This window comes from Asanoa ferruginea, from assembly GCF_003387075.1.
Taxonomy (GTDB): Bacteria; Actinomycetota; Actinomycetes; order Mycobacteriales; family Micromonosporaceae; genus Asanoa; species Asanoa ferruginea.
Window position 1 is genome coordinate 6697247 of record NZ_QUMQ01000001.1, and the last position, 17669, is coordinate 6714915.

General features: G+C 71.0%; 18 protein-coding genes. 5 read left to right on the forward strand and 13 right to left on the reverse strand.

What is annotated here, in order from left to right:
• Window positions 1-37 precede the first annotated feature (37 nt).
• On the forward strand, window positions 38-1015 hold the full coding sequence (locus DFJ67_RS31280; RefSeq protein ID WP_203784510.1) for an SLAC1 family transporter: 978 nt from the start codon (window positions 38-40) through the stop codon (window positions 1013-1015).
• Here DFJ67_RS31280 and DFJ67_RS44775 read toward each other — a convergent pair.
• Both DFJ67_RS44775 and DFJ67_RS31285 read right to left on the reverse strand, forming a co-directional pair.
• Entirely contained in the window at window positions 990-1088 is a 99-nt protein-coding gene (locus DFJ67_RS44775) for an MFS transporter small subunit (RefSeq protein WP_425321071.1), read from the reverse strand. The two genes, DFJ67_RS31280 and DFJ67_RS44775, sit on opposite strands and share 26 nt — an antisense overlap.
• Complete coding sequence (locus tag DFJ67_RS31285; protein WP_116076852.1) at window positions 1085-2482, reverse strand: OFA family MFS transporter; 1398 nt, start codon at window positions 2480-2482, stop codon at window positions 1085-1087. The genes DFJ67_RS44775 and DFJ67_RS31285 overlap by 4 nt, the downstream gene beginning before the upstream one ends.
• Before the next feature lie 182 nt (window positions 2483-2664).
• Between DFJ67_RS31285 and DFJ67_RS31290 the strand changes: the two genes are divergently transcribed.
• A complete protein-coding gene (locus DFJ67_RS31290) occupies window positions 2665-3774 on the forward strand; it encodes a pyridoxal phosphate-dependent aminotransferase (RefSeq protein ID WP_116071676.1) in 1110 nt (369 codons plus the stop codon).
• 204 nt (window positions 3775-3978) lie between these two features.
• On the opposite strand, the gene DFJ67_RS31295 is transcribed toward DFJ67_RS31290, so the two are convergent.
• Window positions 3979-5565: an MFS transporter gene (locus tag DFJ67_RS31295; RefSeq protein ID WP_170216067.1), complete on the reverse strand. Its 1587-nt coding sequence runs from the start codon at window positions 5563-5565 to the stop codon at window positions 3979-3981.
• A 74-nt stretch (window positions 5566-5639) separates the two neighbouring features.
• On the opposite strand from DFJ67_RS31295, the gene DFJ67_RS31300 reads away from it, so the two are divergent.
• Entirely contained in the window at window positions 5640-6500 is an 861-nt protein-coding gene (locus tag DFJ67_RS31300; protein WP_116071680.1) for an arylamine N-acetyltransferase family protein, read from the forward strand.
• Here the strand turns inward: DFJ67_RS31300 and DFJ67_RS31305 are convergent.
• Both DFJ67_RS31305 and DFJ67_RS31310 read right to left on the reverse strand, forming a co-directional pair.
• Window positions 6497-7234 carry a DUF899 family protein gene (locus DFJ67_RS31305; RefSeq protein WP_116071682.1) on the reverse strand — a complete coding sequence of 246 codons (738 nt, stop codon included), beginning with the start codon at window positions 7232-7234 and terminating at the stop codon, window positions 6497-6499. The genes DFJ67_RS31300 and DFJ67_RS31305 overlap by 4 nt on opposite strands.
• 458 nt (window positions 7235-7692) lie before the next feature.
• Window positions 7693-8148: a MarR family winged helix-turn-helix transcriptional regulator gene (locus DFJ67_RS31310; RefSeq protein WP_116071684.1), complete on the reverse strand. Its 456-nt coding sequence runs from the start codon at window positions 8146-8148 to the stop codon at window positions 7693-7695.
• Window positions 8149-8242: 94 nt separating this feature from the next.
• Between DFJ67_RS31310 and DFJ67_RS31315 the strand changes: the two genes are divergently transcribed.
• Entirely contained in the window at window positions 8243-9103 is an 861-nt protein-coding gene (locus DFJ67_RS31315; protein ID WP_116071686.1) for an SDR family oxidoreductase, read from the forward strand.
• A gap of 508 nt (window positions 9104-9611) precedes the next feature.
• On the opposite strand, the gene DFJ67_RS31320 is transcribed toward DFJ67_RS31315, so the two are convergent.
• From DFJ67_RS31320 to DFJ67_RS31330, 3 genes are all read right to left on the reverse strand, one after another.
• On the reverse strand, window positions 9612-10385 hold the full coding sequence (locus DFJ67_RS31320) for a D-Ala-D-Ala carboxypeptidase family metallohydrolase (RefSeq protein ID WP_116071688.1): 774 nt from the start codon (window positions 10383-10385) through the stop codon (window positions 9612-9614).
• Between the two features lie 110 nt (window positions 10386-10495).
• Window positions 10496-12082 (reverse strand): non-homologous end-joining DNA ligase, encoded by a 1587-nt coding sequence (ligD, locus tag DFJ67_RS31325; RefSeq protein ID WP_170216068.1) that lies wholly within the window; start codon window positions 12080-12082, stop codon window positions 10496-10498.
• A gap of 2 nt (window positions 12083-12084) precedes the next feature.
• Entirely contained in the window at window positions 12085-12432 is a 348-nt protein-coding gene (locus DFJ67_RS31330) for a DUF3040 domain-containing protein (protein ID WP_308442580.1), read from the reverse strand.
• Window positions 12433-12750: 318 nt separating this feature from the next.
• On the opposite strand from DFJ67_RS31330, the gene DFJ67_RS31335 reads away from it, so the two are divergent.
• Window positions 12751-13323, forward strand: coding sequence for a GNAT family N-acetyltransferase (locus DFJ67_RS31335; RefSeq protein WP_116071690.1), 573 nt, complete (start codon window positions 12751-12753; stop codon window positions 13321-13323).
• Here the strand turns inward: DFJ67_RS31335 and DFJ67_RS31340 are convergent.
• The 5 genes from DFJ67_RS31340 to DFJ67_RS31360 all read right to left on the reverse strand — a co-directional run bounded on the left by DFJ67_RS31340 (window position 13320) and on the right by DFJ67_RS31360 (window position 17645).
• The gene (locus tag DFJ67_RS31340) at window positions 13320-14084 is read right to left on the reverse strand and encodes an isocitrate lyase/PEP mutase family protein (protein WP_116071692.1); all 765 of its coding nucleotides are present in this window, start codon (window positions 14082-14084) and stop codon (window positions 13320-13322) included. The genes DFJ67_RS31335 and DFJ67_RS31340 overlap by 4 nt on opposite strands.
• 42 nt (window positions 14085-14126) lie before the next feature.
• Window positions 14127-14735 (reverse strand): response regulator transcription factor, encoded by a 609-nt coding sequence (locus tag DFJ67_RS31345; RefSeq protein ID WP_203784211.1) that lies wholly within the window; start codon window positions 14733-14735, stop codon window positions 14127-14129.
• Window positions 14732-15811, reverse strand: a complete 1080-nt coding sequence (locus tag DFJ67_RS31350; protein WP_116071694.1) for a sensor histidine kinase — start codon at window positions 15809-15811, stop codon at window positions 14732-14734. Before DFJ67_RS31350 ends, DFJ67_RS31345 begins: the two co-directional genes overlap by 4 nt.
• Window positions 15808-16953, reverse strand: coding sequence for an alpha/beta hydrolase (locus tag DFJ67_RS31355; RefSeq protein ID WP_116071696.1), 1146 nt, complete (start codon window positions 16951-16953; stop codon window positions 15808-15810). Before DFJ67_RS31355 ends, DFJ67_RS31350 begins: the two co-directional genes overlap by 4 nt.
• A gap of 71 nt (window positions 16954-17024) precedes the next feature.
• The gene (locus DFJ67_RS31360) at window positions 17025-17645 is read right to left on the reverse strand and encodes a DUF998 domain-containing protein (RefSeq protein ID WP_170216069.1); all 621 of its coding nucleotides are present in this window, start codon (window positions 17643-17645) and stop codon (window positions 17025-17027) included.
• Between the last annotated feature and the right edge of the window lie 24 nt (window positions 17646-17669).

The following is a 17669-nucleotide window of genomic DNA, read 5'->3' on the forward strand; positions in this document are numbered from 1 at the left end:
CGCCGCGAGGCCACCCTCGCCCGGTAACGTTCACTGCGTGGCAAATCGGGTCAAAGTGCCACCAAACATCTTCGGTATGCCGTTCGCGCTGACCGGCCTGGCGGGGGTTTGGAGGACGGCGCAGTCCTACGGCATCTCCCCGGCGGGGGTGACCGACGCGCTGCTGATCCTGGCCGCCTTCGTCTGGCTGCTCACCTGCGTGCTGTATTTCAGCCGCCCGCGCGACGTGCGCGCCGACCTGGTCGACAACATCGGCCAGCCGTTCATCGCGCTGGCGGCGATCGTCCCGATGTTGTGTGCCTACCAGGGGCTCGAGCCCCGCGCCCACACGGCCGCCGTCGTGGTGGTCGACGTGTTCCTGGTGCTCACCGTCCTCTACGGCGGGTGGATCACCGGACAATGGATCTACGCGCCGGTGGACGCGCCGAAGATCCATCCGGGCTACTTCCTGCCGACCGTCGCCGGTGGACTGATCGCCTCGGCCGCCGCGACCAGCGTGGGGCAGCGCCGGCTCGGTGAGTTCATGTTCGGCTTCGGCGTGATCTGCTGGTTCGTGATGGGGTCGATCATCATGAACCGGCTGTTCATCAGCCCGCTGCTGCCGCCGCCGCTGATCCCCACGCTGGCCATCGAGGTGGCGCCGGCGCCGGTGGCCAGCATCGCCTACTTCGCGCTCAACGGCGGCCGGATCGACACGGTCGCCGCGTTCATCGCCGGCTACGGCGTACTGATCTTCGTGGCCCAGTTCCGCTTCCTGCCGGCGTACCTGCGGCTGAAGTTCAGTCCTGGTTTCTGGTCGTTCGGTTTCGCCTTCGCCACGGCCGCCACCGTCACGCTGGTCTGGATCAACGTGGGCCGGCCCAGCCCGCATTTCGCATTGAGCTGGTTGGTGATCGGCCTGATCACCCTGCTGATCGGCGGCATCGCCCTGCGCACGCTGGTCGCGGTCGCCCGCGGCACCTACCTGCCCAGGCCGACGCCGCCGCCGGTCACTGGAACAGCTTCGCCGCGGTGATCGCGGTCTGCACCACCCCATAGCCCAGCAGGATCGCGATCAACGTCCAGGACACCACGAGTCTGCTCCTCATGCCGCCATCTCCTTCACGGCTGGTTGCCCGGCATCTCCTGGCTCGTGGTAGCGCTCCGGGACCGGCCGGATCAGCAGGTTGGCGATGAAACCGATGGCCAGCACGCCGACCATGGTGAACAGCGCCGGCCGGTAGGCGTCGGCCGTCAGCGTGCCGGGCTTGCCCTGCGCGTCGAGGAACCCGTTGATGATCAGCGGACCGGCGACGCCGGCGGCCGACCAGGCGGTCAGCAGCCGGCCGTGGATCGCGCCGACCTGGTAGGTGCCGAACAGGTCGCGCAGGTAGGCCGGCACGGTCGCGAACCCGCCGCCGTAGAACGACAGGATCACGCCGGCCAGCAGCACGAACAGCGCGGTCGCCGAGTGCCCGACCGAGGCCAGCAGCGCGTAGAGCACCATGCCGACGCCGAGGTAGACCATGTAGATCGGCTTGCGGCCGATCAGGTCCGAGGTGGACGACCAGGCGAACCGGCCGGCCATGTTGAACAGCGAGAGCAGCCCGACGAAGCCGGCAGCTGCGGAGACCGCGACGGTCGAGGTCGTACCCTCGCGGAAGAAGTCCTGGATCATCGGGCTGGCCTGCTCGAGGATGCCGATGCCGGCGGTCACGTTGCAGAACAGCACGATCCAGAGGAGCCAGAACGATCGGGTACGGATCGCGTTGGCGGCCGACACGCTCGCGGTGGTGACCAGCGGCTTCGCGGCCACGGTGGCGGGGTCGAAGCCGTCCGGCCGCCAGCCCTCGGCCGGGACCCGCACGTTGACGACGCCGAACATCATGATCACGAAGTAGCCGATGCCGAGCGTGAGGAACAGCGCGACCAGCGCGCCGCCGGACGCCACCGAACTGGCGACGTTGGGGTCGTAGCCGCTGTCGTAAAGGGAGAGCAGTTGTCGGGACGCCGGCCCGGCGATCAGCGCACCGCCGCCGAAGCCCATGATGGCCAGCCCGGTCGCCAGGCCCGGCCGGTCCGGGAACCACTTGATCAGCGTCGACACCGGCGAGATGTAGCCGATGCCGAGACCGATCCCGCCGATCACCCCGTAGCCGAGGTAGACCAGCCAGAGCTGCTCGGTCGCGATGCCGAGGGCGCTGACCAGGAAGCCGGTCGCCCAGAACGAGGCCGAGACGAACATCGCCTTGCGCGGTCCGTTGTTCTCCACCCAGGTGCCGGCGACCGCGGCCGACAGCCCGAGCATGACGATCGCGATGCTGAAGATGATGCCGATCGCGGTCTGGCTGGCGCCGAAATGCGCGACGAACGAGTTCTTGTAGACGCTGGTCGCGTACGCCTGGCCGATGCAGAGATGGACGGAGAGCGCCGCCGGCGGAATCAGCCACCTGCTGAACCCCGGCGGCGCGACGGTGTGCTCACGATCGAGAGCGGATAACAGGGCCATCGTTGCCTCCTGCCGCTTGAACCGTTTCGATCCTAAGACGATCATCAATGGACCGCATTTCGAAGCGACCGGTTGCGCCCGCGCGCCGGGCGGTCGGACCGGATCGGCGACCGGTCGGGCCACCGTGCGGCGATTGGCTCTGCCGCCGGACCGGTCCTCGTGCACAGGATCGGAGGATGGACCGCTTCCCGCCGGCGCCGATGGCCGACCTCGTCGACGTACCCTGCCGCTACGACCTGGCCGAGAGCACCAGCCCGCCCCTGCTCCTGGGCGAGCTGCTGACGCCTTCTGCCCGGGAGCGCCTCGACAAGCTGTCCATCGGGTACGGGACGACGCCCGGCGACGCGGAGCTGCGTACCCTCGTGGCCAAAGATCTTGGGGTCGACCCCGACCAGGTCCTGCTGACCACCGGCGGCGTCGGTGCGATGTTCCTGCTGGCGTTCGTCACGCTGGAGGCCGGCGACCACGCGGTGGTCACGACGCCGTGCTTTCCGCCGGCCCGGGCGGTCCTCGAGTCGCTGCGGGCCGAGGTGACGGCCGTGCCGCTGTCGTTCGACGCCGGCTACCGGCTGGATGTCGAGGCGGTCCTGGCGGCGGTGCGGCCGCGGACCCGGCTGGTCTCGCTCGCGTCACCCCAGAACCCGTCAGGGGTACGGATGGCTGCCTCCGACCTGGCCGACCTGGTGGCCGGGCTGGCGCGTGTGGCGCCGGACGCGGTCGTGTTGGTCGACGAGACCTATCGCGACGGTGCCTACGACGACGATGCTGTGCCGGCGTCGGCCGCTTCACTTGGGCCGCAGGTGGTGACCACGTCGTCGCTGTCGAAGGCCTACGGGGCGCCCGGGCTGCGGGTCGGTTGGCTGACCGCGACTTCCGTGTCGCTGTATGAGCGGTTGCGGCGGGTCAAGTTCAACACGCTGATCAGCGCGTCGGGGGTTGACGAGCTACTGGCGGTGGAGGTGCTGCGGCAGCGGTCGCGGGTGCTGGGGGAGCGGCGTGCGGTGTTGCGGGCCGCGCTGGCGACGCTGTCGTCGTGGGCCGCTACGCAGCCGCTGGTCGCGCTGCTCCCGCCGGATGCCGGTGCGTTGTGCTGCCTGCGGTTGGCGCCCTCCGTGTCGCCTGATTTGTTTTACTCGTCGCTGGCCGCGCTGGATACCCGGGTGGCGCGGGGTTCGTGGTTCTTCGAGTCGGATCGGGTGTTCCGGGTCGGGTTCGGTCACCTGCCGCCCGATCTGTTTGCGGAGGGGCTGGAGCGGGTGGGGTCGGCGCTCGCGCTCGCCCACTGATTAGGGTCGGCTGTCCTTGTCGGCTTTCGTGGTCGGCTCTCCTGGTCGGCCGCTGGCTGGGCCTGGCTGCCTGGCTGCCTGGCTGCCTGGCTGCCTGGCTGCCTGGCTGGCTTGGGTTGGCTGTTGGCTGGCTTGGGTTTTCTGTTGTGGTCGCCCGCTGGCTAGCTCGCGTCGGCTGTTGGCCGGGTCGGGTCGGGTCGGCTGTCATGGTCGGCCGCTGACCGGCTCGCTGGCCGGCTGCGCGGCGGCGGCCGTCGCCACGTCGGTGCGGTAGGTGTGCCGGGCGCGCAGCAGGAGCAGCCCGTTGAGCAGCAGCGGCACCAGCATGATGAGGAACGCCTCGCGCAGGCCGGCGCCGCGGCCGCCCGCACCGCCGAGCTCGTCGGCGGTGAAACCGAACGCGATCGGCCCGGCCGCCTCGGCCGCGAGTTGCAGGACCGTGCGGACACTCTCCGCGCGGCCCCACAGCGCGGCCGGGACGATGTCGAGTCGTGCGGCGCCGAGCGGTGGGTTGGCGCCGGCCAGGCAGAGCGCGCCGAGGGTGAAGAAGCCGAGCGAGATCCAGATGTTGCCGGCCAGCAGGCCGGGGAGGAAGAGCAGCGCGGCCGCGGAGTAGGCCACCGCCGGCACGGTGATCCTGGCCCGGGTGTGGCCGCGGCGTACCTCCCGGTCTGTGAGCCGTCCCCCGAACACCGTGCCGACAACCGCGCCGATGCCGATCGGAATGACGACCAGGCTGACCAGCCCCTGCGACAGGCCGAAGCGGTCGAGGGCGAAGATCAGGGCGAAGGTCCGCAGCCCGGCGAAGAAGAAGTAGCCGATCGCGGTGGCGATGATGAGCGTGCGCACGGTCCGGATGCCCAGCACGAATCGCGCCGCCTGCCAGAACGTCATCCGGTCCGGATCGGCACGCAGCACCCGATCGGACTCCGGCGGTATGCCCGCGTGCACGATCTCCTCACGCGGGTCGCCGGAGTGGCGGTGCCCGGTGGCCGGGTCCCATTCATGTCCTGCGGGGTCCTGGTTGCCGGCGGCGGCGTGCCGTTCGTTTCCGCCGGGGTGCTGGTGACGGTCGGTGCGATGTCGCTTATCTGCGGCGGTGCCGTCGTGGCGGCCGGCCGGGTGTTGCTCGCCTGCGGCGAGTCCGTCGCGGAGCGCGGCAGCGTGCGGGCCGGCGGCGGCCAACCGGCTCGCGCCGCCGCGGCGGGGCTCGGGCATCAGCCGCCAGATCGCCGCCGCGAGCCCGAGGCTGAGCACCCCCAGGCCCAGGAACGGCGCGCGCCAGGTCAGCCAGGCGGCGACGTCGCCGCCGACCAGCAGCGCCAGCCCGGCGCCCACCAGCTCACCGGTGAGCACCCAGCCGTAGATCTTCGCGCGCTCACCGGGCTGGAACAGGTCGCCGATCAGCGACGCGACGATCGGCCCGGCGGCGGCGACCGCGGCACCCAGCGCGATCCGCGACAGCAACAGCAGCGTGTAGTCCGGGGCCAGGCCGCCGAGCACCATCGATATGCCCCAGACGACGATGGTGACGACCAGCAGCCGTACCCGGAGCGTCCGGTCGGCCAGCACCCCCGCCACCGGCGCGGCGACGGCGCCGACCCCCGACGAGACCGTCGCGAACAGCCCGAGCTGGGCGTGCGAGATGCCCAGGTCGGCCTCCAGCGGCGCACCGACCGCGCCGATCGTGCCGCTGTCGGCCGAGTTCAACGCCAGCACCAGCGCCAACAGAATGATCACGCGGGCACGAACCGGCCCACCGAGCGCGGCCGACAGTCGGGCGATCAGCATGCGCCCCGGCATTCGTGCCGCTTACCCCTCGCTGGGCCGAAAAACCGTCAGACCCCAGTTGTACGGTCTCCGCCATGGTCGACGTCTCCGCTTACCTGCACCGCCTAGGGCTGCGCCCGGAGCCACCCAGCGCCGAGGCCCTGGCCGCGCTGCACCGCGCCCACGCCGAACGCATCGCCTACACCACCTTCGACATCCACCTCGGCCGCACCACGACCGTCGACCCGGCCGAGTCCGCCGACCGCATCACCGGCCTGGGCCGCGGCGGCTACTGCTACCACCTCAACGGCGGGCTGTCGGCGCTGCTGACGTCCCTCGGCTACGACGTGCGCTGGCACGTCGGCGGCGTCCAGGGCCGGGCGACGACCGAGCCGGTCGGCGCCAACGGCAACCACCTCGTCCTGACCGTCCACGGCCTGCCCACACCGTCGTGCCCAGCGGGCGTCTGGTTCGCCGACGTCGGCCTGGGCGACGGCCTGCACGACCCGGTCCCACTCGCACCCGGCGCGTTCCGCCAGGGCCCCTACCGCTTCCGCCTCGACCCGTCGTCGGTGGTGCCGGATGGCTGGCGCCTGACCCACGACCCGACCGGCGGCTTCCAGGGCATGGATTTCGCCTCGGGCCCGGCGACACCCACCGACTTCACGGCGATGCACAAGGAACTGACCACATCCGAGGCATCGCCGTTCGTCCGCACGCTGACCGCCCAACGCCGCCACGCGGCCGGCGCCGACATCCTCCGCGGCCTGAGATTGACCACGGTGACCTCGACCGGCGTAGCGAGCCGCGAGGTCACCAACGAAGAAGAATGGTGGGGGATGCTGACCGGCCTCTTCAACATCGGCGTCGACGACGTCACCCCGCCGGAGCGCGCCGAGCTATGGGACCGCGTCCGCGCTTCCCATGAGTCCTGGGTCGCCGCTGGCCGCCCTTAACTGCCGAGGTTGTCGTCGCGCCCGGCGTTGATCCGCGACCACTGGGCGGTCGGCCGCCCGTCCAGCCGAAACTGTCCGCCGTGCGAATCGAAGTGCTGCGGCCAACCGTCGGGTGAGTCTTCCCAGAGCTCCTGCCGGCCATAGGGGGTCAGATCCATCAACCCATAGGAGGGCGCCATCAGTTCGTTGCCCCGCCCGGTGGTCCAGTAGGTCTCGTAGACCCTGTCCTCGTCGCGCAGATAGCTGACCAGGATGCCGAAGTGCCGATCGGCGACCAAGGGGCCCACGGACTCCGCGGGCACCGAATACCAGGGCACGGTCCAGCCCATGAAGTCCCGATAACGCGCGCTCTCCTCGTAGGGCCCCTGACAGAAGGTCGCATAGCTGATGTCGCGCGAGTGCAGATAGCCGACCTCATTGATATGGGAGGTCGAGAAGGTGCACCCGACACACTGCTGCGCCGCCGGCTTACCGGTGTGCCACATCTGGAAGTAGGCGATCAACTGCGACCGTCCATCGAAGACGTCAATCAACGGCACCGCTCCGTCGGCTCCGACGAGCGGAGTCCGCGCATCAACCTCAACCATCGGCAACCGACGCCGCTCGGCGGCGAGCGCGTCGCCGGCCTTGGTGAGCGCCTTTTCCCTGACCCGGAGTTCGTCGATCCTCGCCTGCCAGTCCCGCCGATCGGCGATCTCCGGTAGGGCACGCTCAGCGGTGGGCTTCTCGGTCATCCGACCTGTCTAACCCAATCGCACCGCAACAAACAGCCCGGTGCCCAAAGTCAGGCGCCAGAGAATCCCATCCTAGGACGCCTTACGGCGTGTGACCACTGTGGAGTGGGTCACGAACGCGCCGATGGGGAGGCCACTGGGGGTGCCCGCGCGGTGCTGACCGCGCCCGCGGCCGCGACGCACTGGGCTGGGCGCGGCCGCGACGCGCTGCGCTGGCCGCACCGCGCTGGTCGCGCCCGCGACGCACCGGGCTGACCGCGCCCGCACCGCGCTGCGCTGGCCGCACCGCGTGGGCCGTGCCCGCGACGCACCGCGTGGGCCGTGCCCGCGACGCACCGCGTGGGCCGTGCCCGCGACGCACCGCGTGGGCCGTGCCCGCGACGCACCGCGCTGACCGCGCCTGCACCGCACCGCGCTGCGCAGCGCAGCGCGCGCGGTGCTGGTTGGGCGTGATGCGGTCAGGCGTCGGTCGGGTCGTCGTCGGCTGGATCGTCGCGCAGCAGGTCCGTCGCCGACTGGTGGATCTTTGCCAGCGCGCTCATCAGGTGCTTGCGTTCGGTCGCCGTGAGGTTTTCGGTGATCTTCTCTTCCAGTAGGCGCCGTTCCGTCTCGATCGGCACCCGCAGCGCGCGCCCGGCGTCGGTGAGCCAGAAGCGCACCAGGCGGTTGTCGTGCTCGTCGCGCCGCCGGGTGATCAGGCCCGCCTCGGCCAATCGGGCGGCCACTTTGGTGACGGCGGGGGTCGTGACCCTCGTGGCCGCGGCGAGCTCGCCCGGCGCTCGGCCGTCCTGCTCCCATAGCGCTGCCAGCAGGTGGTCCTGCCCGAGGCGCAACCCATGCCGGCGCAGCGCGGCGTCGACCGCGGCTCGGATCACCTTCGTCGTCTTGCTCTGTATGTCCAGAAACTCGGGCACCGCGCGCCTCCGATGGCCGGTTGACGGTAGATCGTTAACCGGTTAACGTTCGGAACGAGAAACGTTAACCGGTAAACGACCTTACGGAGTCGCCATGTTACTGGTCACCGGAGCCACCGGCCGCGTCGGCCGCGAACTCGTCCGGGAACTCGACGCCCGAGGTGCGGCCGTTCGCATCCTGGTGCGTGATGCAACCCGCGCCGCCGACCTCCCGGAGCGGGTAGAGCGCGCCGTCGGCGATCTCGACGACCCCGCGACGCTGGCGCCCGCCTTCGCCGGCGTCGAGCGGCTGTTCCTGCTCGTCCCCGGCATCGGCCTCGAGCACACCGAACACGCGATCACCGCGGCGCAGGCGGCCGGACTGCGGCACATCGTGTTGCTGTCGTCGTATGCGGTGACCTACGACCCGATTCCGGCCATGGGCCGCTGGCACCACCAGCGCGAACAGCTGATCCGCGCCTCCGGCATCCCCGCCACGTTCCTGCGACCCGGCGGCTTCACCACCAACGCCTTCGACTGGCTACCCACCATCCAGACGGGCGGTTACGTCCTCGACCCGGTCGGCCCCGGGCGGGCCGCACTGATCGATCCCGCCGACATCGCCGCGGTCGCCGCCGTCACGCTGACCGAGGAAGGTCATGTGGGAGAGGAGTACCTGTTGACGGGCGGCGAGCCCTTCACCGTAGCGGAGCAGGTGGAAATCCTGGCCAAGGCGGCGGGCCGCGACATCGAGGTCCGGACGGTGGCCACCCCGGCCGAGGCGGTCCGGTTCCGCTACCCGCAGGGCGCACCGCCAGCCCTGGCCGAAGCCCTCATCGAAGGCCTCACGCTGATGCGCGCGGACACGGTCGGGGTATGCACCGACACCGTGCGACGCCTCCTCGGCCGCGACCCGCGGACGTTCGCGGACTGGTGCGAGCGCAACGCCGGCGCCTTCCAGCCCCTGTCATCCTAGGACGCCCGGTCCGATGTGACCTCATGGACGGACGCCAACCCGCCGACGGAGCGCGCCCGAACGCCGGCCTCTATGGCGTCTCGCGATGTGACTGCCGTGGACCGACGCAGACGCGCCGATTGGGGGCACCCCACAATCGGCGCCCCCAAAGCGTTCGGTCAGTTGTCGTCGGGGCTGACCACCGTGGAGCGGGGCAGACGCGCCGGTCGGGGGGACCCCCCCCGCAACCGGCGTCCCCAAAGCGTCGGTCAGCTGTCGTCGGGGTGACCACTGTGGAGCGGAGCAGTCGCGCCGATCGGGGGCACCGCAATGGGCGTCCTCAAAGCGTCGGTCAGTTGTCGTCGGCGTGACCACTGTGGAGCGGCGCAGACGCGCCGATCGGGGCGCACCCCCGCAATCGGCGCCGCCAAAGCGTCGGTCGGTTATCGCCGGCGTGACCACCGTGGAGCGCAGCAGTCGCGCCGATCGGGGGCACCCAGGACCTGGGCGCCCCCGGGGGCGCGCGCGGTTAGTTGTCGCCGAGGGGGTCGCGCATGGTGCGGCCGGCCACGCCGCAATTCGGGGCTGACCAGAAGCGGCTCGGGCGGCCGTCGACATGCGTGTGGTCGTTGTGGTCGGGGTAGCCCGGGCCCAGGATGCCCGCGAACCCGTGGTTGCGGGCCGTCTGCGCGAACGTGCACAGCGAGTGCGGCCCGGCGCCCAGGTCGGCCGCGTCGCCGTAGAGGTGGCGGCTGCTGGACGCGCCGCCTACCGCGGCGTTGCAGGCCTGGCTGCGGAAGCCGCTGGTGACCCGGATCTGTTGGTCGCCCAAGGCGTGTCGCATGGCTTGCAGCTTCCACATCGTGACCAGCGCGTTGGCGCGGGCGGTGGCCGCCGAGACGTTGCCGCCGGCCCAGGTGGTGTTGCAGTCGTTGAGTTCGGCGTAGGAGAAGTTGACCGGGGTGCAGTCGTCGTCCTGTAGCGCGTAGATGCGGTTGAAGGTGTTCGGGCCGGCGATGCCGTCGGCGCCCAGGCCGTAGGCCTGCTGGAAGCGGATCACCGCCGAGCGGGTCGCGGGGCCGAAGGCGCCGTCGATGCCGAGCACGCCGCCGGTGCCGGGGTAGCCGGCGACGCGGATCTGCAACTGGCGGACGTCTTCGCCGGACATTCCTTGTGACAGCGTGCGGCCCCAGGTGTAGCAGCCGTCGGCCTGCGCGGCGCCGGCGGTGGTGATCAGGCCGACCGCCGTCGACGCTACGAGCAGCGAGACGGCGGCGATGGCCCGGGTGAGGAAATGGCGCATGCGAGCGACTCCCGTCAAGTCGACAAACATTGACGGATGGGAGTATCTCTATGAAAGCTGAACTCGTCAATAATCTGCGCTGGCCTGCAAGCGCATAAAAGAAATCTTCATCACTTCAGCGGCGGCAGCTTCTGCCGGGCGGTCAGCACGTCGCGGAACAGGTCGCCTTCGGACGCCAGCCGGTCGAGAATCGTACGCATGGTGAACTTGTCGGGTTTGAGCTTGGGGTCGTCGAGCTCGTCCCAGTGGATCGGCGCCGAGACCGGGCCGTCGGCCGCCGCCCGGGGGCTGTAGGGCGCGACGAGCGTCTTGTTGACCGCGTTCTGCGTGTAGTCGAGCCGCGCCAGGCCGTCGCGTTCGTCCTTCTGCCACTTCCAGCTCACCAGTTCCGGCGCGACCTCGCCGACCGACCTCGACAGCTTTTCGACCCAGGCGCGCGTCGTCGCGTACGACGGCCGTCTGGCGATCGGGATCCAGATCTGAATGCCGCGCCGCCCGGTGAGCTTGGCCCGGGACAGCAACCCGAGATGGTCGAGCGCGTCGTGGTGCAGCTTCGCGAGCGTCACCAGGTCGGTCCACTTCGTCGCCGGGCCCGGGTCGAGATCGATCAGGGCGTACGTCGGACGGTCCGGCTTGTCGACCTGCGAGGTCCAGGCGTGCCACTCGAGCGCGCCGAAGTTGGCGGCCCAGATCAGCGCGGCCGGCTCGTCGGCCACCATGTAGGTCACGGTCTCGCCGGGATTGGCGTCGGGGTTGTCCCACTGGCCCAGCCACTCCGGCGCGTGCGACGGGCGCTCCTTCTGCCAGAACCCCTTCGTGCCGGCGCCGTCGGGGTAGCGGTGCAGATTGAGCGGCCGCCGGGTCAGGTAGGGCAGCACCGTCGGCGCGATCCGCGCGGTGTAGCGCAGGAAGTCGCGCTTGGTGACCGGCTTACGCCGGCCGCTGCCCGGGAACAGCACCTTGTCGAGGTTGGTGACCTTCAGGTCGCGGCCGAAGACGTGCCAGGTGCCCGACGCCTTGAACTTGTCGAGCGCGGCGATCTCGTCGGGGTCCGCGTCGGTCGCGGCATTCGATTTGATGGGCATGCTGGCGCGCGCCGCCGGCAGGTCTGACCGCCACAAGCGCTCAGGGTCGGCTTTGACCTCATCATTGGTACGCCCGGAGAGCACCGAACGCGGGTGCTGCTCGGGATCCCAGCCGGTTTCGGCGTACTCGTCGCGCTTGTGCAGCAGGATCCAGTCGTCGGCGCGGGTGCGCACGAACACGAACCGGCCGCGCAGCTTCTCGCCGTGCAGATCGGCGTGCAGCTCACCGTCGGCGATCGCCTTGGCCGGGTCCTCGTCCTCCGGTGGCTCCCAGGTGCCGATGTCCCAGACGATCACGTCGCCGCCGCCGTACTCGCCGGACGGGATGACGCCCTCGAAGTCGATGTATTCCATCGGGTGGTCTTCGACGTGGTAGGCGCCGCGCCGTACCCCGGGAGCCTGGGTCGGCCCCTTCGGCACCGCCCAACTCACCAGCACCCCATCCACCTCGAGGCGTACGTCGTAGTGCAGGTTGCGAGCGCGGTGGCGTTGCACCACGAAGCGGAGTTCCCTGTTCCTGCGCCGGGTTTTGGCCGCGCCGGACGGTTCGGGGGTTTTGCCAAAGTCGCGCTTGCGCTGGTAGGTGCCCAGCTTCTCCTTGGCGGTCGCCACGGCTAGAGCCGTCGTCGCCAGCGCGGGTTGGCGCTGCGCCCGACGAGCCAGGTCATGGCTCCGAGCGCGACACAGATGCCGAGCGCCGCGACCCCGGGCCGGTGCCACAGGATCAGCAGCATCGGCGTCAGGGCGAACACCGCGACGACGATCAGGATGGGCGCGAGCAACCTCGACCATTGCGGACGCCGCGATCGCATTCGCCGGGCGAAGCGCGGATCCTCCAACGCCAGGTGGCGTTCGATCTCGGCCAAGCGCTGCCGGTCGCTCTGACTGAGCACGGCCATCGCCTCCGTACACACCGTCGTCGTGCCGTAAACCCGCCCATACCCAGCCCCGCCCAGGTTCATTCCGCCCGAACGGGATCTCGCTTCCCCAGATCTCCGCGATGCCGTGCGCCCGCGCCTGGGCCCGCACCCATAGCCGTGCGGAACCGCGCGAATCGGGCGCCAGCCCTTGCTCTGCACCCCTGTAGGGACCACCTCTAACGGTTAGGCGGTGCCTACAGGGGTGCAGAGCAAACGCTCGTGAAATGCCTGGTCAGCCTTTGCTCTGCTGCCAGATAGGCCCCACCTCTAACCGTTAGGTGTGGCCTATTGGCAGCAGAGCAAAGTCTCCTGAAGGGCCTGGTGGGTGGGGGTGCTGACCTGCGTGGATAGGGTCGCGGGGTGCCTTCCCTCGCTACCCCGGCGGTGCCAGCCGGCGCGCTGGCCGACATCGCCCAGCCCGAGATCGACGCCGGTGAGCTTCGCTTGCGGCCGTGGCGGGCCGATGACCGCGAAGCCGTGCTCGCCGGTTATGCCGACCCGGACATCCAGCACTGGCACTGCCGGTCGATGAACGCCCTCGAAGCCGATGCCTGGATCGCCGCCTGGTCCGGGCGGTGGAAAGGGGAGAGCGGCGCCGGCTGGGCCGTCGAGCGCGACGGTGTGGTCGTCGGGCAGATCAGCCTGCGCCGGATCGATCTGGCCGAGGGGCTCGCCGAGGTGTCCTACTGGGTGTTGCCGGCCGCGCGGGGTGCGGGGGTCGCCGGGCGGGCGCTCGGCGCCTTGACCCGCTGGTCGTTCGGCACCCTCGGGCTGCACCGGATCGAGGTCGCACACTCGACTGCCAACCCGGCGTCGTGTGCGGTGGCCGAGCGGGCCGGGTTCGTGCTGGAAGGGACCAAGCGCGGCGAGGCCAAGCACGCCGACGGGTGGCACGACATGCACCTGCACGCGCGGCTGGCCTCCGACGGCTAGCTGCGTGCGTACCGGGTCAAACGCTCCTGCATCACCGGGTACGGAGTAGCCGACGGCGGTGACTGGCCGTCGCGGACCGCCGTTGCCACCGCGACCGCCGCGTCCAGGGCCGCCCGATAGGGGAGCGAGCCGGTGCTCACCCGGCGGATGCCCAGGTCGGCCAGGTGGGCCAGGGTCAGCTCCGGGATCACCAGCACGTTGACCGGGACCGGCAGGTTGACCGCCAGCTCGCGCAGCTCGGCCGGCTTGGTCACGCCCGGCACGAAGATGCCGTCGGCGCCGGCCTCCACGTAGGCCGCGGCCCGCTCCAGCGTCGCCGACAGGGTGGCGTCCTCGCCCAGCCAGTAGGTGTCGGTGCGGGCGTTGACGTACACGTCGGGATTGGCGGCCTTGACTGCCGTGATCTTGGCGGCGTGTGCCTCCGGCTCGACCAGGCGGCCGTCGGTGCTGTCCTCGATGTTGACGCCGGCCACGCCCAGGCCGGCCACATAGGAGGCCACCTCGTCGGGGTTGTCGGAGTAGCCGTCTTCGACGTCGACCGAGACGAACACCGCTAGGGGCGCCAGGGCGTGGGCCAGGGCTCGGGAGGCTTCGCGGGTGCCGCCCCGGCCGTCGGGGACGCCGCTGGCCGCCGCCACGCCGAAGCTTGTGGTGCCGATCGCGGGGAAGCCGGCCTCGGCGAACGCCAAAGCCGAGGCGACGTCCCAGGCGTTGGGGAGAAGCAGGGGGAGCGCGCCGTCGTGCAGCTCGCGGAACGTCATGTCTTTGGACGCTACCGGGCGGGCCGGGCGCTGCGGCGTCATTCAGAGCCAGCCATGCTCCCGGGCCCGGGTCAGTGCCTCGCCGCGGTTGCGGGCGCCGGTCTTGCCGATCGTCGCCGACAGGTAGTTGCGGACCGTGCTGGTCGACAGGTGCAGGCGGGACGCGATGTCGGCGATCGTCGCGCCGCCGGCCGAAGCGGCCAGGACCTCGCGTTCGCGGTCGGTCAGTGGGTTCGGCGCGGCGGTCAGGGCCTGTGCGGCCAGCGCCGGGTTGACGACGATCTCGCCGGCCAGTACGCGCCGGATCGCGGCCGCCAGGTCTTCCACCGGGTCGTCCTTGACCAGGAACGCCCGGGCGCCGGATTCCAGGGCGCGGCGCAGGTAGCCGGGGCGGGCGAAGGTGGTCACCATGACCACGTGACAGCCGGGGTGGGCCGCGATCACCGATGGCACCAGGTCGAGGCCGCTGCGGCCGGGCAGCTCGATGTCGAGCAGGACCACGTCGGGGGCGGTGTCCTGGACCCGCGCGAGCACCTCGTCGCCGCGGGCTACCGTCGCCACCACGGTCAGGTCGTCTTCGAGGTCGAGCAGGGTGGCCAGGGCGGAGCGCATCATGCCCTGGTCCTCGGCGATCAGGATGCGGATGGTCACAGCGCCGGGACCTTGGCGATGAGGCGGAAGCCGGTCGGGGTCGCGGCCGCTGTCAGGGAGCCGCCGACCGCTTCCAGGCGTTCGCGCAGCCCACGCAGGCCGGTGCCGTCGCCGATACCGACCGGCCCGCCCAGCGGACCGTCGTCGACGATCTCCACCAGGGCAGTCTCCTCGTCGCGGGAGACCGCGATCCGGCAGGTGCTCGCCGACGCGTGGCGCAGCACGTTGGTGGTGCCCTCCCGGACCACCCAGCCGAGCAGCGCGTCGACCTGCCCGCCGAGGTCGGCCGGTGCGGGTGCGACATCGGCCACCACGTTGCCGGCGGCCAGGGCGGCGCGGGCGTTGGCCAGTTCCTCGCCGAGGCTGACCGCGCGGTAGCCGCTGACCGTCTCGCGTACCTCGGTCAGGGCCTGCCTGCCGATCGCCTCCACGTCGCGGGCGTGCTCGGCGGCCGCGGCGGGGTCGCGGTCGAGCAGCCGGTATACCGCCTGTGCCTTCACCACGATCACCGAGAGGGTGTGGCCGAGCAGGTCGTGCAGGTCGCGGGAGAAGCGCAGGCGCTCGTTGGCCACGGCGGCCAGGGCGAGCTGCTCCCGGGTCGCGCTCAGCTCGGCGACGATGCCGATCAGGTAGCGGATCAGGAAGGTGGCCACGCCGGCGATGAAGGTGGCGAAGGCGAGGAACAGTGCCGTGTCCAGCGACCGGTTCTCGATGCCGGCGGCGACCGCGCCACTGACGGTGAGCCCGGTGACCACGCCGAGCGCCCAGCGTTGGCGCACGGCGAGCCCGGCCGCGATGGCCAGCAGCGGGAAGATGAACTCCCGGTCGGTGCGCCAGACCACCAGGTAGCCCGTGCACAGCACGGTGAGCAGGGCGAAGGGCAGTTCGCCGGTGCGCAGGACGGTCAGGGTGAACGCCACGCCGAGCGCGACCAGGTAGCCGGCGCGGCCAGGCTGGGCGCCGGTGATCGCGTCGACCAGCGGGGCGACGAGCAGCACCGGAGCCCAGACCAGGCCGAACCACGGACCTGGGTGGCGAGCGAGCCAGTCCAGCGTTGGCTCGCGCTCGACCGTCATCGCGTCATCGTAGGCGCGTCGCGCCGGGACCGGACCCAGGTGGTGAACGCCTCGATGCCATCGATGACGGCCTCGTTGCGCAGCGAGTGGAACATGTCGAACACGTGCTGCGCGCCGCGCAGTTCGGCGTAGGCGACCGGGCTGGCGGACACCTCGCGCAGGTCGGCGACGAAGTCCCGGGCCATCTGCACCGGCACCAGCGAGTCGCGCTCGCCGTGCACGACGAAGAACGGCGGCGCGTCCGGGTTGGCGTAGTCCATCGGCGTCGACATGATCGGCGGGTCGTCGTAGTAGCCGCCCAACCAGCCGTACAGCGGGATCGCCGCCTCGATCGTGGTGTCGACCGACTCGAAGCCGGGCTGGAACTCGGGTGCGTTCGGGGTCAGCGCGCAGATCGCGGACAGGTGCCCGCCGGCCGAACTGCCGGCCATGTAGATCTGGTTGGGGTCGCCGCCGTATTCGGCCGCGTGCTCGCGGGCCCAGGCGATGACCTTCTTCGCGTCGACCAGGTGGTCCGGCCAGCCCGCCGACGGCCGCAGCCGGTAGTCGGCGCTGATGCACACCCAGCCCTGCCCGGCCAGCCGGTGCAGCAGCGGCTTGCCCTCGCGCCGCTTGCTGCCACTGAAGTAGCCGCCGCCGTGCAGGAAGACCAGGACCGGGCCGCCGGTCGGCCGGGACCGGTGCCGGTAGACGTCGAGCCGGTTGAGGGCGTGGTCGCCGTAGCTCAGGTTGCCGATCCGCTCGATCGCGTGGTTGCCGGGGAACGGTGCGAGCAGGATCCGGGCCAGCCGGTTGCGGTGCCGGGGGCGCACCCCGATCGCCTCCTCCAACGCGGCGTCGACCGTGCCCGGGGTGGTGGTGGCCCGCGCGACCAGCACGCCGAGGCCGGCCAGGGGCAGCGCGGTCAGCCCCGCGGTCAGCCAGCCGCCCGGTCCGGTCAGGTCGCCGTCGACGAGCGCGAGAACGAAGGACGCCAGCAGCCCGTACGCGAAGAGGAACGGCACCTCGTTGACCACCAGGCCGTAGCGGAAGCCGACCTCCCGCAGCGGGCGGGGCCGGCGCGGCGGTGCGAGCGCGAACCACACGCCCACGCCGACGACGACGATTCCGATGAGATAACCGAGCGGGACACCCATGACCATGATCTGACGGTACGGAGGACCGGGGCACCACCGGCAGATGTCGATGTCCCGGGTTCGGCGGGACGAATGTCCTACACGGGCTCCTCGGGCACCGCGGCCTCGGCGACCGGCGGGTTGAGCTGGCGGGCGTTGAGCACGACGACCAGCGGCCAGATCGACTCGGCGGCGGCGAGGAACCGCTCGGTCAGGCCGATCTGGCTGCCGCGGTTGAACAGTTCGGTCGCGAACCAGAAGAGCAGGCCGATCATGAATCCGGTCGCCAGCAACGACGCGGTCGGTCGTAGCGACCAGGGCGCGTCGGGCTCCAGCCGGAAGGCGAACGCGGGCCAGACCGCGAGCGCGACGAAGCCGGCGCCGGCGACCAGCCCGTGCGCCGCGGAGGTGCCGTTCTCCGGCTGTGGGACGAAGGCGGAGAGCACGGTGACCGACCCGCCGAAGACCATCGCGACCCGTCCCGGCAGCTCGGCCGGGCGCAGCCCGATGCCGGTGACGACGAAGCACAGGCCCAGCCCGATGAACCCGAACACCATGATCCAGCGGTTGGTCGCGCCGAACCCGCTGAGCGAGCTGATGGTGTCGCGGGTCGAGCTGTAGGTGGCGGACTGGCGGGCGGTGGCCAGCACCAGACCACCAAGCAGGAAGACCGGGGCCAGGATCGCCGTGATCACGGCCCAGCCGGGCACCGGACGCACCGCGTCATTTTGGCATGGTTTACG

What these genes read in the sequence shown, in the direction of transcription:
- DFJ67_RS31315 (WP_116071686.1), top strand. Translation starts at nt 8,243, where the DNA reads ATGTTACTGGTCACCGGAGCCACCGGCCGCGTCGGCCGCGAACTCGTC.
- DFJ67_RS44775 (WP_425321071.1), bottom strand. Translation starts at nt 1,088, where the DNA reads ATGAGGAGCAGACTCGTGGTGTCCTGGACGTTGATCGCGATCCTGCTG.
- DFJ67_RS31340 (WP_116071692.1), bottom strand. Translation starts at nt 14,084, where the DNA reads ATGACGTTCCGCGAGCTGCACGACGGCGCGCTCCCCCTGCTTCTCCCC.
- DFJ67_RS31295 (WP_170216067.1), bottom strand. Translation starts at nt 5,565, where the DNA reads ATGCTGATCGCCCGACTGTCGGCCGCGCTCGGTGGGCCGGTTCGTGCC.
- DFJ67_RS31290 (WP_116071676.1), top strand. Translation starts at nt 2,665, where the DNA reads ATGGACCGCTTCCCGCCGGCGCCGATGGCCGACCTCGTCGACGTACCC.
- DFJ67_RS31350 (WP_116071694.1), bottom strand. Translation starts at nt 15,811, where the DNA reads ATGACGGTCGAGCGCGAGCCAACGCTGGACTGGCTCGCTCGCCACCCA.
- DFJ67_RS31330 (WP_308442580.1), bottom strand. Translation starts at nt 12,432, where the DNA reads ATGAACCTGGGCGGGGCTGGGTATGGGCGGGTTTACGGCACGACGACG.
- DFJ67_RS31305 (WP_116071682.1), bottom strand. Translation starts at nt 7,234, where the DNA reads ATGACCGAGAAGCCCACCGCTGAGCGTGCCCTACCGGAGATCGCCGAT.
- DFJ67_RS31300 (WP_116071680.1), top strand. Translation starts at nt 5,640, where the DNA reads ATGGTCGACGTCTCCGCTTACCTGCACCGCCTAGGGCTGCGCCCGGAG.
- DFJ67_RS31320 (WP_116071688.1), bottom strand. Translation starts at nt 10,385, where the DNA reads ATGCGCCATTTCCTCACCCGGGCCATCGCCGCCGTCTCGCTGCTCGTA.
- DFJ67_RS31355 (WP_116071696.1), bottom strand. Translation starts at nt 16,953, where the DNA reads ATGGTCATGGGTGTCCCGCTCGGTTATCTCATCGGAATCGTCGTCGTC.